The organism is Ramlibacter sp. AN1015 (assembly GCF_037726105.1).
GTDB lineage: Bacteria > Pseudomonadota > Gammaproteobacteria > Burkholderiales > Burkholderiaceae_C > Ramlibacter.
Window position 1 is genome coordinate 216,829 of sequence record NZ_JBBJUM010000005.1, and the last position, 12,645, is coordinate 229,473.

Sequence of the window (12,645 nt, forward strand, 5' to 3'; positions counted from 1 at the left end):
TCCCCATGCAGCCCGTTCAGGATGCCCTTGTCTACATCGTCGATGACGACGCCAGCGTGCGCGAGGCGCTGGCCTGGCTGCTGCGCTCGCGCCGCCTGTTCAGCGAGGGCTTTGCCAGTGCCGACCAGTTCGTCGCCATGCTCGAACGCGGCTGGGAGGTGCGCCAGCCCTGCTGCCTGCTGCTGGACGTGCGCATGCCGGGCACGAGCGGGCTGGCCCTGTTCGACCTGCTGTGCGAGCGCGGTCTGGCGCAGGTGTGTCCGGTGATCTTCCTGACCGGACATGCCGACGTGCCGACCGCCGTCGGCATGGTCAAGCGCGGTGCCTTCGACTTCTGCGAAAAGCCTTTCTCGGACAACGCGCTGGTCGATCGTGTCGAGCAGGCCATCGCCGCCTCGGCGGCCGTGCTGGCGCAGCGTGCGGGGCGCCGTCAGCTGCAGCAACGCATGGAGGAGCTCACCCAGCGCGAGCGGGACGTGATGCGGCTGGTCGCGCGGGGGCTGCCGAACAAACTGATCGCCGACGAGCTCGAGATCTCGGTGCGCACGGTGGAAGTGCACCGGGCGCGGGTGTTCGACAAGATGGAGGTCAAGTCCGCCGTGGAACTGGCCAACCTGCTGCGCGATGCCTGAGCGCAGCGCCCCAGCAACTCACGCGCGCCGGTCGGGTGGGTCGGCGCGCCTTTCACGCGGCTCGGAGCGATCCGGCGGCGCTATCGGGTCGGCCGGCGGCGGCAGCTCGCCCTTCGGGCGGCCCGAAAACATGGTCCACCAGACGATGAACACCAGCACCGCGAGTGCGAGCATGGCTTCGAGGAGCAACAGGAGCATGGGAAGACGTGTGGGGCAATGGGCCGCCGGGGCCATTCTAGGGTTGCTCGCCGGCTGCGCCAGTGTGGTCCTCCCGCCGGAGGGCGCACCGGGGCCGGCGAGCCCGCCCCCGGCCGCCGCGCCGGCTCCGGTGCCACCCGACGCCGTCCTGCCGCCGGCGCTCACCACCGCCAAGTCGCGCTGGGTACCCGTGGATTGGCAGGAGCTGCCCGGCTTCGGAGAAGACAGCCTGCACGAGGCGTGGAACGCCTGGCTCAAGAGTTGCGAGCGGCCGCCCGTGCCGCTGGCTGCGCTATGTCCGCAGGTGCGCCAGCTGTCGATCGCGTCGCCCCAAGACCAGCGCGCGTGGCTGGTGTCGGCGCTGCAGCCCTATCGCGTCGAGACGCTCGAGGGCGCCAGCGAAGGCCTGCTCACGGCCTACTACGAGCCGGTGCTGGAGGGGCGGCGCCAGCCCAGTGCCTCCCATGCCGTGCCGCTGTACGGCGTGCCGGCAGGGCTGGGCCAGCGCAAACCGTGGTTCAGCCGCCAGGAGATCGACACCCTGCCCGAAGCCCGCGCGCAGCTTCGCGGGCGCGAGCTCGCCTGGATCAGCGACCCGGTCGATGCACTGATGCTGCAGATCCAGGGTTCCGGACGCATCCGCATCACGGAGCCCGACGGCAGCCAGACGCTGGTGCGGCTGGCGTATGCCGCCACCAACGACCACCCCTATCGCAGCGTGGGCGGCTGGCTGCTGCAGCAGGGCGCGGTGCGCGACGCCTCCTGGCCCGGCATCAAGGCCTGGGTACGCGCCAATCCGCAGCGGGTGCAGGAGATGCTCTGGAGCAACCCGCGCACCGTGTTCTTCCGGGTCGAACCGCTGGCGCCGCTCGACGCCGCACTCGGCCCTCGGGGCGCGCAGGGGGTGCCCCTGACGCCCGGACGCTCGATCGCCGTGGACAAGGCGAGCATCCCCTACGGAACGCCGGTCTGGCTGGCCACTCCCGGCCCGCAGGCGCGGCTGGCCCGGCTCGTCCTGGCGCAGGACACCGGCAGCGCGATCGTCGGAGCCGTACGAGCCGACTGGTTCGTCGGCTGGGGCGACGAGGCCGGCGAACTCGCCGGCCGCCTGAAGCAGCCATTGCGCCTGTGGGTGCTGTGGCCGCGCGCCTCGTTGCCGCAGGCCGCTGCGCGCTGAGCCGCCTGCTGCCCCGCGCCGCCCGCTTGCCACGTCGCCGCCTGCTGCGTCGCTGGTGTGCCCCGCCTGCTGATCGCGGCGGACGGCGCGACGCAGTCTCGAGCAGCTACTGAGCAGCCTTCGCAGCCAGCCCGAGATGCCCCAGCGGCCAGGCGCTGCTGGCCTTCACCTCACCCAGCGAGAAGCTGGTGTGGAGGTCTTTCACGTTGGGCAGGTTGATCAGCACCTCGCGGGCGAACTGTGAAAAGGTCGCGAGGTCGCGCGAGACCACCTGCAGCTCGAAGGTTCCGGCGCCGCTGATGTAGTGGCACGAGACGATCTCGGGGATGCCGCGGATGGCGTCCTCCATGCGGCGCGTGCCCTCCCCCGTGTTGCGCTCGGCATCCAGGCGCACGAAGGCCAGCACGCCCAGTCCGATCCTGTGCCGGTCGATTTCGGCGTGGTAGCCCTTGATGAAGCCGGCCTCCTCGAGTGCGCGCACGCGCCGCCAGCAGGGCGCCGCCGACAGCCCCACCCGCTGGGCCAGCTCCGTGTTGCTCAGGCGGCCATCGGCCTGCAGCTCACCGAGGATGAGCAGGTCGAACTTATCGAGTGTTTCCATTTTTGGCGAAGTTCAGCAAGAAGCTTTCGTATCGTAGGGTGTAGGACGCAAAGAAAGCAAAGAAATATCTCGTTGCCGGTTCTACACTGCGGCGGAACCACCATTGGAGACGAGCCCCGCATGAACGCACCGCTGCCGGAACACATCCGCAAGGCCCTGGAAACGGTCTCGCTGGACGACAAATACGCCCTGGAACAGGGCCAGGCCTTCATGAGCGGCGTGCAGGCGCTGGTCAAGCTGCCCATGCTGCAGCGTGCGCGCGATGCCCTGGCAGGCCGCAACACCGCGGGCTTCATCAGCGGCTACCGCGGCTCGCCCCTCGGCGGCTACGACCAGGCCCTGTGGAAAGCGCGCAAGTACCTGGAAGCCAACCAGGTCGTGTTCCAGCCCGGCGTCAACGAAGAACTCGCCGCCACGGCACTCTGGGGCACCCAGCAGCTCGGGTTCGCGCCCGCCGGCGCCAACCGCTACGACGGCGTGTTCGGCATCTGGTACGGCAAAGGCCCCGGCGTCGATCGCTGCGCCGACGTGTTCAAGCACGCCAACATGGCCGGCACCACCCCCTGGGGCGGCGTCATTGCGGTGGCCGGGGACGACCACGTCGCCAAGAGCTCCACCGCCGCCCACCAGAGCGACCACATCTTCAAGGCCTGCGGCCTGCCGGTGTTCTTCCCCACCAACGTGCAGGAGATCCTCGACCTGGGCCTGCACGCCTTCGCCATGAGCCGCTATGCCGGCGTGTGGACCGGCATGAAGACCATCCAGGAGATCGTCGAGTCCAGTGCGACGGCCCTGATCGATCCGGGCCGCGTGCAGATCCAGCTGCCCACGGACTTCGAGATGCCGCCCGGCGGCGTCCATATCCGCTGGCCCGACCACGCGCTCGAGCAGGAGGCGCGCCTCTTCGACACCAAGTGGTACGCCGCACTCGCCTATATCCGCGCGAACCGCCTGAACCACAACGTTATCGAAGGTCCGAACGATCGCTTCGGCATCATCGCGAGCGGCAAGGCCTATAACGACACCCGCCAGGCGTTGGCCGACCTGGGGCTGGACGACGCCAGCTGCCGCCGCCTCGGCATCCGGCTGCACAAGGTGGCGGTGGTCTGGCCCCTGGAGGCGCAGATCACGCGCCAGTTCGCCACCGGGCTGCGCGAGATCCTGGTGGTGGAGGAAAAGCGGCAGGTCATCGAATACCAGCTCAAGGAGGAGCTGTACAACTGGCGCGCCGACGTGCGCCCGCACATCCTGGGCAAGTTCGACGAGGTCGAGGGCGACTACTCCGGCGGTGAATGGTCGATGCCCAATCCGAGCGGGCGTACCCTGCTGCGCGCCAACGCCGACCTGTCTCCGGCCCTCATCGCCCGCGCCATCGCGCGGCGGCTCAAGCGGCTCGGCATCGACAGCGACACCGCGGCGCGCCTGGATGCGCAGCTCGCGGTGCTGGAGGCCAAGGAGCGCTCGATGGCGACCTTGGCCGCCACGGCCGACCGGGCCCCGTGGTTCTGCTCGGGTTGTCCGCACAACACCTCCACCGTCGTCCCCGAGGGCTCGCGTGCCATGGCCGGCATCGGCTGCCACTTCATGGCCACCTGGATGGACCGCAGCACCACCGGCTTCAGCCAGATGGGCGGCGAGGGCGTGCCCTGGGTGGGCCAGCAGCCGTTCACGCACGAGAAGCACGTGTTCGCCAACCTGGGCGACGGCACCTACTTCCACAGCGGCCTGCTGGCGATCCGGCAAGCGATCGCCGCGGGCGTGAACATCACCTACAAGATCCTCTACAACGACGCCGTGGCCATGACGGGCGGCCAGCAGGTGGGCGAGCGCCCAGAGGGCCATTCGGTGCTGCAGATCGTGCAGAGCCTGCTGGCCGAGGGCGTCGCGAAGCTGGTCATCGTCACCGACCAGCCCGAGAAATACGGCTCGGCGAGCCTGCCCGCCGCAGTGCCGGTGGTGCACCGCGACGAGCTCGACCGCATCCAGCGCGAGATGCGCGAGCAGCGCGGCACCACGGCCATCGTGTACGACCAGACCTGCGCCACGGAAAAGCGCCGCCGCCGCAAGCGCGGCACCATGGTCGATCCGGCCGTGCGCGTCGTCATCAACGACCTGGTGTGCGAAGGCTGTGGCGACTGCGGCGTGCAGTCCAACTGCCTCTCCGTGGAGCCGCTGGAGACGCCGTACGGCCGCAAGCGCACCATCAACCAGAGCACCTGCAACAAGGACACCAGCTGCCTCAAGGGCTTCTGCCCGAGCTTCGTCACGGTCGAAGGCGGCCAGCTGAAGAAGAAGGCGCGCAGCCAATCGCCCGCGCCCGAATCGCTGGGCGAGCTGCCGCTGCCGCAACTGCCACGGCTCGACCAGCCCTGGGGCATCGTAGTGGCAGGCGTGGGCGGCACCGGCGTGATCACCATCGGCCAGCTGCTCGGAATGGCGGCCCATCTCGAGGGAAAGGGCGTGGTCACCCAGGACGCGGCAGGGCTGGCGCAAAAAGGCGGCGCCACCTGGAGCCATGTCCTGATCGGCCAGCGCCTGGACGACATCCGCACCACCCGTGTCGGCATGGCCGGCGCCGACCTGATCATCGGCTGCGATCCCATCGTCACCGCCGGCAAGGAAACCGTGCTGCGCATGCGGGAGGGCCGCACGCACGTGGCCCTGAACGCCCACAGCACGCCGACGGCCGCCTTCGTGCGCAACACCGAATGGAGCAATCCGAGCGAAGCCTGCGCCAGCGAGATCCTGCGGGCGGTCGGGCCCGAGCGCCTCGGCGGCTTCAACGCCGACGAAGTCGCCAGCCGCCTCATGGGCGACAGCATCTTCGTCAATCCGATGATGCTGGGCTTCGCCTGGCAGCGCGGCTGGGTTCCGGTGGGGCTGGAGGCGATGATGCGCGCCATCGAGCTGAACGGAGTCGCGGTCGAGGCCAACAAGACGGCGTTCGCGTGGGGCCGCCACGCCGCGCATGACTGGCCTGCCGTGGAGCGCCTGGCGCGTCCGGCGCAGGTCGTGCAGTTGCACCGGCCCGAGTCGCTGGAGGCGATGGTGGCGCGGCGGGTGGACTTCCTCACCGCCTACCAGGACGCCGCCTACGCGGGCAGCTATCGCAGCTTCGTCGAGCAGGTGCGCGCCGCCGAGCAGCCGCTCGGCAAGACCGCGCTTACCGAGGCGGTCGCCCGTTACCTGTTCAAGCTGATGGCCTACAAGGACGAGTACGAAGTCGCGCGCCTGCACACCCAGACCGGCTTCCAGGAACGCATCGCGGCCCAGTTCGAGGGCGACTACAAGGTCCACTTCCACCTGGCCCCGCCGCTGCTCGCGCGGCGCGACGACAAGGGCCATCTGCAAAAGCGGCGCTACGGTCCGGCCATGCTGCTCGGCTTCCGGATGCTGGCGCGCCTGAAGCGCCTGCGCGGCACGGCGCTCGACCCGTTCGGGCGCACCGAGGAGCGCCGCACCGAGCGCGCGCTGATCCAGGAATACCGCCGCTCCATCGAGGAGGTGCTGGCCGGACTCCATGCCGGCAACCACGCCCTGGCCGTGGAAATCGCCCGCATTCCCGAGCAGATTCGCGGCTTCGGCCACGTCAAGGAACGCCACCTGGCGCCGGCGCGCTCGCGCTGGCAGGCGCTGATGGCGCAGTGGCGCGGGCACGAAGACGCCACCCGTCTGGCTGCCTGAGCGCCGGGGCGGCGAAGGCGCCGCCCCCCAGCCTCCGCCACGCCAACCCCCCGCGTCGGGCCCGTCATGGCCCGGACATACAATCCCCCACTTTCGCCGCCGCCCCGGTGCGTGCGCGCCTGCCCGGGCGGTGGCGAGAGACGAGCCGCAACCATTCTCCAGGAGCCTACGTCGTGTTCATTTCCTCCGCCATCGCCCAGACCGCTCCGGCCGCCGCCGCCGGAGGCGACGTGCAGTCCTCGCTCATGAGCATGCTGCCGCTGGTCCTGATGTTCGTGGTGCTTTACTTCATCATGATCCGTCCCCAGATGAAGCGGCAGAAGGAGCACAAGGCCATGATCGAAGCCCTGGCCCGGGGCGACGAGGTCGCCACCGCCGGCGGCATCCTGGGCCGCATCTCTCGCCTCGGCGACACCTACATCGGCGTCGAGATCGCCAATGGTGTCGAGATCCAGGTGCAGCGCAGTGCCGTGGTGCAGGTGCTGCCGAAGGGCACGATCAAGTAAGGAAGTCATGAACCGCTACCCGGTGTGGAAGTACGCGATCCTGGTGGTCGCGCTTCTGGTGGGCATCATCTATGCGTTGCCCAATTTCTTCGGTGAGGCGCCCGCCGTACAGGTGTCGGCAGGCAAACCCACCACCCGGGTGGATACCGCCACCCTGGCGCGGGTCGAGCAGGCCCTGGCGCAGGCCAAGGTGGAGCCCGAATCGATTGCCCTGGAGGGCAGCTCGCTGCGTGTGCGGGTCGCCACGCCCGAGGAGCAGCTGAAGGTGCGCGACCTGCTCCAGCGCGCGCTGGTGCCCGATCCGGCCGACCCCGGCTACATCGTCGCCCTGAACCTCGTCTCCGCCTCGCCGCAGTGGCTCACGGCACTCAACGCGCGGCCCATGTACCTGGGGCTCGACCTGCGCGGCGGCGTGCACTTCATGCTGCAGGTGGACATGCAGGCGGCGCTGTCGCAGAAGGCCGAGGCCTTCGCGGGCGACCTGCGCAGCCGCTTGCGCGAAGCCAACATCCGGCACGGCGGCATCAACCGCGCAGGCCAGTCCGTGGAGGTGCTGGTGCGCGATCCGCAGGCCGCGGAGCGGGTGCGTAACCTGGTGTCCGACCAGTTTGCCGATTTCCAGCTCGTGCAGCGCGGCGACGGCGCCGACGCGCGGCTGGTCGCCAGCCTCACGGCGGAGGCGGCCCGCCGGGTGCAGGAGCAGGCGCTCAAGCAGAACATCACCACGCTGCACAACCGGATCAACGAACTCGGCGTCGCCGAACCGGTGATCCAGCAGCAGGGGCTGGACCGGATCGTCGTGCAACTGCCCGGCGTGCAGGACACTGCCAAGGCCAAGGACATCCTGGGCCGCACGGCCACGCTGGAAATGCGCCTGGTCGATGAAAGCGCCGAGGCCCGCGCAGCCGAACTGGGCAGCGGGCCGGTACCCTTCGGCTCCGAGCGCTTTCTGGACCGCGAGGGCCGGCCGGTCATCGTGAAGCGGCAGGTGATCCTGACCGGCGAGAGCCTCACCGACGCCCAGCCGGGCTTCGATTCGCAGACGCAGCAGCCCAAGGTCGATCTCACGGTCGATGCGAAGGGCGGTCGGATCATGCGCGACGTGAGCCGCGAAAACCTCAAGCGGCGCATGGCGATCCTGCTGTTCGAGCGCGGGCGCGGCGAGGTGCTGACGGCGCCCGTGATCCAGGGCGAGCTGGGCAACCGGTTCCAGATTTCCGGCGCCATGACGGTCGATGAGGCGAGCGACCTCGCGCTGCTGCTGCGCGCCGGTTCGCTGGCAGCGCCGATGGAGATCATCGAGGAGCTCACCATCGGGCCGACCCTCGGCGCCGAGAACATCGCCAAGGGTTTCAACAGCGTCGCCTGGGGCTTCCTCGCGGTGGTGGTCTTCATGGTCGCCTACTACGCGCTGTTCGGCCTCTTTTCGGGGCTGGCGCTGGCGGTCAACGTGCTGCTGCTGGTGGCGGTGCTCTCGATGCTGCAGGCTACCCTCACCCTGCCCGGCATGGCGGCCATGGCGCTGGCGCTGGGCATGGCGATCGACTCCAACGTCCTGATCAACGAGCGCATACGCGAGGAGCTGCGCAACGGCGTCGCGCCGCAGGCGGCGATCAACGCCGGCTACGACCGGGCCTGGGCGACCATCCTCGACTCCAACGTCACGACCCTGATCGCCGGCGTCGCCTTGCTGGCCTTCGGTTCCGGTCCGGTGCGGGGGTTCGCGGTGGTGCACACCATCGGCATCCTCACTTCGATGTTCTCGGCGGTGTTCTTCTCGCGCGGACTCGTCAACCTCTGGTATGGCCGCAAGAAGAAACTCAAGTCCGTGGCGATCGGCACGGTCTGGCGTCCGGAACCCGACGGCGCTATAACCCGTTCGACCGGGCGATAAGGAAGCAATCAAGTGGAGTTCTTCAGGATCCGTCGCGACATCCCGTTCATGCGGCATGCGCTGATCTTCAACATCATCTCGTTCCTGACCTTCGCCGCGGCGGTGTTCTTCCTGGTCACGCGCGGCCTGCACCTGTCGGTGGAATTCACCGGCGGCACCGTGATGCAGGTCTCCTATAGCCAGGCAGCCGAGATCGAGCCGATCCGCCAGCGCGTCGCCGCCCTCGGCTTTTCCGATGTGCAGGTCCAGAGCTTCGGCACCGCGCGCGACGTGATGATTCGCTTGCCCGCGCAGCGGGGTGTGAGTTCGGCGCAACAAAGCGAGCAGGTGCTGCAGGCACTGCGCGCGACCCACCCGGACGTCCAGCTGCAGCGCACCGAGTTCGTGGGCCCTTCGGTGGGCGAGGAGCTGGCCATCGACGGCCTGCTCGCTCTCGCCATGGTCGTGGTCGGGATCATGATCTACCTGGCGATCCGCTTCGAGTGGAAGTTCGCGGTCGCCGCGATCCTGGCCAACCTGCACGACGTGATCATCATCCTGGGCTTCTTCGCGTTCTTCCAGTGGGAGTTCTCGCTGGCGGTGCTGGCCGCGGTGCTGGCGGTCCTGGGCTACTCCGTGAACGAGTCGGTGGTGATCTTCGATCGCATCCGCGAGGCCTTCCGCAGGTACCGCAAGATGACCACCGAGGAAGTCATCGACCACGCGATCACCTCGACGATCAGCCGAACCATCATCACGCACGGATCCACCCAGCTCATGGTGCTTTCCATGCTGCTGTTCGGTGGCGCCACCCTCTATTACTTCGCCCTCGCACTGACCATCGGCATCCTGTTCGGCATCTATTCCTCGGTCTTCGTGGCGGCGGCCATCGCCATGTGGCTGGGCGTCAAGCGCGAGGACCTGGTGAAGGCGCCGGTGCGCAAGGACGGCGATCCCAACGACCCGAACGCGGGCGCCACGGTCTGAGGCAGCCGTGATGTCCACCGGCCCGTCCTCCTCGCCCGCTTCGCTCGCCCGCGTCGCGCGCGAGCAGTTCGTCGCCGGACTCGAGCAGCAGCTCGAGCGGCTGGCGGCATCGATCGCCTCGCGCATGCTGGAGCTGGTCGATCGCAGCCCCAGCACGCGCGAAGCGCACATCCGCCGCGACGCCATGCTGCAGTTCGAGCGCCAGCGCCCCCGCTGGCTGGACAAGACCCGCCGTGCCCTGGAGCGGGCGGCGCAGCCCGCCGCCGAGGCGGCACCGAAGCGCCCGGGCAGCCTGAATCTGGAGCTGATCGGTGACGACGTCGTCGAGAAGAAGATCATCGCCTCGCGCCTGGCCATGGCCATCCACGACAAGGCCACCTGGGAGCTCAACGACCTCAAGATCCGCATCCAGGAGCTCGAGGGCGGCGACGATTTCGTGCCCGACGACGTGCTTCGGCCGGAGACGCTGTCGCTGCTGCTGATCGATCAGTGGATGGACAGCGATCTGCCGCGCCACAGCTGGATGCTGGTCAGCGACGTGATCCAGCAGTACGTGGTGCCGGCGGCCCTGGAGGGCTATCGCCGGGCCAACTTCGACCTGATCCATGCGGGCGTGGTGCCCGATATCGAGGTGGCCCGGCGCGTCAAGCGCGGCGCACCTGCAACGGCTCGCCGCGGTGAGGGCGTCGATTTTTCCTTGACCGACCCCAACGCGCCGTCCACCGCGGGCGGCACTCCGAGCGGATCGGGAATGGGCGGGCTGGGGACGGGCGGACCGCGTTCGGGCACCGGCGGCCTCGCGCACGATGCGCGCGGCGCGGCCCCTTTGGATCCCAGTGGCGCCGCGCATGCTGCGCCGTTCGCATCGTCTGGTCGAGGCGCCCTTCCGGCCGGCGGTTTCGGCTACGGAACCGTTGGTGCGGCAGCGCATGTGCCCGCTGCGGGCGGCCTGGTCGGGGGCTTCGAAACGGTTGCCCCTACCTATGCCGATGGGCCGGCCCCGTACGCGCCCGGCTCTGGCGGCCAACTTCCCGCGGGCGCGGTTCAAGGCGGCAGTGCGGGCGCACGTGGCGAGAGCGTTGCGGGTGTTCCTCACGTTCCCGGCGGCATGGGAGTGCCACGCGTCCCGGTGACTCCGAATCCTGCGGCGCAGTTCCCGACCTCCGCATCGCCGATGCCAGGGCACGAGGGCGGTGCGCCCGCAGCCTTCCTCGCGCCCGGCCTGCAACTGCCTCTGGTCGCGGGTGCGCAGCCACTGCACGCGGGCGCATCGGCGGACCCGCATGCACCGACCGAGTTCCCCACCCTCCTCGATGCATCGGCGGGCGGCGGTGCGGCCGGTGTACAAGCGGGGCGCGCGGGCGCCACGGCGGCTGCCGGCAGCCTCGGCGCCTGGGCGGCCGCGCGAGACGACGCACGCACGCAGTCGGCGGCCTCCCCGCTGGCGCGGGCCCGACAGCATGCCCAAGGCGTGATCGGCCAGCTCAAGCGCATGCTCACCGAGCGCATCGCGGGCTTCGATGCCGAGCAGACGATGGCGCCCACGCCGGCCCTCTCGCAGGCGCTCACGGTGCAGGGGAGCCACATCCGCACCTGCGTGCAGCAGCATGGTGGTGGAGGAAACGACTCGGTCACTGCGGCCTACGACAACGTCGTCGTGCAGCAGGTCGCGCGCGAGCTGCGCGAGCGCACCGGAGCGCTCAAGCAGCAGGCCGCCAGCTCGGGAGAAAAGGCGGTCATCGAGGTCGTAGCCCTGATGTTCCAGAGCATCCTCGCCGAAGAACGCATTCCCCCTGCGGTGCGCGTGTGGTTCGCGCGGCTGCAGATGCCGGTGCTGCGCGTGGCCCTGTCCGAGCCCGAATTCTTCGGCAGCCTCCAGCATCCGGCCCGGCAGCTGATCGACCGCATGGGCTCCTGCGTGCTCGGCTTCGATGCCGGCAGCATCGATGGCAGCGCCCTGGAGGGCGAGATCCGGCGTGTCGTGCAGCTGATCGAGCAATACCCCGACACGGGCCGCAAGGTGTTCCTGCTCGCCTTCGAAGAGTTCCAGAAATTCCTTGCGCGCTATTTGACGGAGCGCGAGCAGACGCAGCGGGTGGTCACCGTGGCGCAGCAGGTCGAGCAGAAGGAGACCATGGCGGTGCGCTACACCATCGAGCTGCGCAAGATGCTCGAAGACATGCCCGTGCGCGAGGAGATCCGTGCCTTCCTCTTCAAGATCTGGGCCGAGGTGATGGCCATGGCCGCGATGAAGAACGGTGCGCAGCATGCGGAGACCCTCGCGCTGAAGCGATCCGCCTCCGAACTGGTCTGGGCCGCCAGCGCCAAACCCAATCGCGCCGAGCGGGCCCAGGTCATCCAGGGCCTGCCGGGGCTGCTGCAGCGGTTGCGGCAGGGCATGTCCCTGCTGAACATGGAAGCGGCGGCACAGGAGCAGCAGATCAAGATCATCGGAGACACGCTCGCCGATGCCTTCCAGTCCAAGACGGCCGCCATCCCGGCCGCGCGGATCGAGGCCATCGCGCAGCGGCTGGCCAACCTGGAGGACTTCGTGGGCGACGACGCCGAGGTCGATCTGCCGCTGGTGGCCGAGAGCATCGAGCTCGTACTCGGCATGGATGCCTCGGGCATCGAGGTGATCACCGACGGCGGCACCCAGCCGAACGCGGCCATGGTGGCCTGGGCCCGCGAGCTGCAACCGGGGACCTGGTTCAGCCTCGACCACAACGGCCATGTGCACCAGGTGCAGTACGCCTGGCGCAGCGAGCGCGGGCAGTTGCACCTGTTCGCATCGATCAGCGGCCGCAGCTTCCTCGTGCAGGCGGGGCGATTGGCCGCCTACCTCCAGGCCGGGCTGGTGCTTCCCGCCGAAGAAGAGGCACTCACGGTGCGTGCAACGCGCGACGCGCTCGCGAAGATCGATGCCAATCCGGAGCGCCTGCTCGCCTGAACCTCGACGGTACGGCACCGTCGCTGAGCCGGACCCC

9 protein-coding genes are annotated in these 12,645 nt (G+C 69.2%); 7 read left to right on the forward strand and 2 right to left on the reverse strand.

The annotated features are described in order from the left end of the window. The first annotated feature begins 5 nt into the window (after positions 1–5). A complete protein-coding gene (locus WG922_RS10290; RefSeq protein ID WP_340282480.1) occupies positions 6–632 on the forward strand; it encodes a response regulator transcription factor in 627 nt (208 codons plus the stop codon). 18 nt (positions 633–650) lie between these two features. On the opposite strand, the gene WG922_RS10295 is transcribed toward WG922_RS10290, so the two are convergent. Beyond that, positions 651–830 carry a hypothetical protein gene (locus WG922_RS10295; RefSeq protein ID WP_340282481.1) on the reverse strand — a complete coding sequence of 60 codons (180 nt, stop codon included), beginning with the start codon at positions 828–830 and terminating at the stop codon, positions 651–653. Between WG922_RS10295 and mltA the strand changes: the two genes are divergently transcribed. After that, complete coding sequence (gene mltA / locus WG922_RS10300) at positions 763–2,007, forward strand: murein transglycosylase A (RefSeq protein WP_340282482.1); 1,245 nt, start codon at positions 763–765, stop codon at positions 2,005–2,007. The two genes, WG922_RS10295 and mltA, sit on opposite strands and share 68 nt — an antisense overlap. Positions 2,008–2,113: 106 nt before the next feature. Here the strand turns inward: mltA and WG922_RS10305 are convergent, their stop codons facing one another. Then, entirely contained in the window at positions 2,114–2,608 is a 495-nt protein-coding gene (locus WG922_RS10305) for an Lrp/AsnC family transcriptional regulator (RefSeq protein ID WP_340282483.1), read from the reverse strand. Positions 2,609–2,728: 120 nt separating this feature from the next. Between WG922_RS10305 and WG922_RS10310 the strand changes: the two genes are divergently transcribed. The 5 genes from WG922_RS10310 (at position 2,729) to WG922_RS10330 (ending at position 12,608) form a co-directional block, all read left to right on the forward strand. Beyond that, positions 2,729–6,292 carry an indolepyruvate ferredoxin oxidoreductase family protein gene (locus tag WG922_RS10310; RefSeq protein WP_340282484.1) on the forward strand — a complete coding sequence of 1,188 codons (3,564 nt, stop codon included), beginning with the start codon at positions 2,729–2,731 and terminating at the stop codon, positions 6,290–6,292. A 173-nt stretch (positions 6,293–6,465) separates the two neighbouring features. Then, positions 6,466–6,798: a preprotein translocase subunit YajC gene (yajC, locus tag WG922_RS10315; protein ID WP_340282485.1), complete on the forward strand. Its 333-nt coding sequence runs from the start codon at positions 6,466–6,468 to the stop codon at positions 6,796–6,798. Between the two features lie 7 nt (positions 6,799–6,805). After that, positions 6,806–8,692 (forward strand): protein translocase subunit SecD, encoded by a 1,887-nt coding sequence (gene secD / locus WG922_RS10320; protein WP_340282486.1) that lies wholly within the window; start codon positions 6,806–6,808, stop codon positions 8,690–8,692. Between the two features lie 12 nt (positions 8,693–8,704). Continuing rightward, a complete protein-coding gene (gene secF / locus WG922_RS10325; RefSeq protein WP_340282487.1) occupies positions 8,705–9,658 on the forward strand; it encodes a protein translocase subunit SecF in 954 nt (317 codons plus the stop codon). Between the two features lie 10 nt (positions 9,659–9,668). Beyond that, a complete protein-coding gene (locus WG922_RS10330; protein ID WP_340282488.1) occupies positions 9,669–12,608 on the forward strand; it encodes a DUF1631 family protein in 2,940 nt (979 codons plus the stop codon). Positions 12,609–12,645: the final 37 nt, after the last annotated feature.

What these genes read in the sequence shown, in the direction of transcription:
- mltA (WP_340282482.1), top strand. Translation starts at nt 763, where the DNA reads ATGGTCCACCAGACGATGAACACCAGCACCGCGAGTGCGAGCATGGCT.
- WG922_RS10290 (WP_340282480.1), top strand. Translation starts at nt 6, where the DNA reads ATGCAGCCCGTTCAGGATGCCCTTGTCTACATCGTCGATGACGACGCC.
- WG922_RS10330 (WP_340282488.1), top strand. Translation starts at nt 9,669, where the DNA reads ATGTCCACCGGCCCGTCCTCCTCGCCCGCTTCGCTCGCCCGCGTCGCG.
- secD (WP_340282486.1), top strand. Translation starts at nt 6,806, where the DNA reads ATGAACCGCTACCCGGTGTGGAAGTACGCGATCCTGGTGGTCGCGCTT.
- WG922_RS10310 (WP_340282484.1), top strand. Translation starts at nt 2,729, where the DNA reads ATGAACGCACCGCTGCCGGAACACATCCGCAAGGCCCTGGAAACGGTC.
- WG922_RS10305 (WP_340282483.1), bottom strand. Translation starts at nt 2,608, where the DNA reads ATGGAAACACTCGATAAGTTCGACCTGCTCATCCTCGGTGAGCTGCAG.
- WG922_RS10295 (WP_340282481.1), bottom strand. Translation starts at nt 830, where the DNA reads ATGCTCCTGTTGCTCCTCGAAGCCATGCTCGCACTCGCGGTGCTGGTG.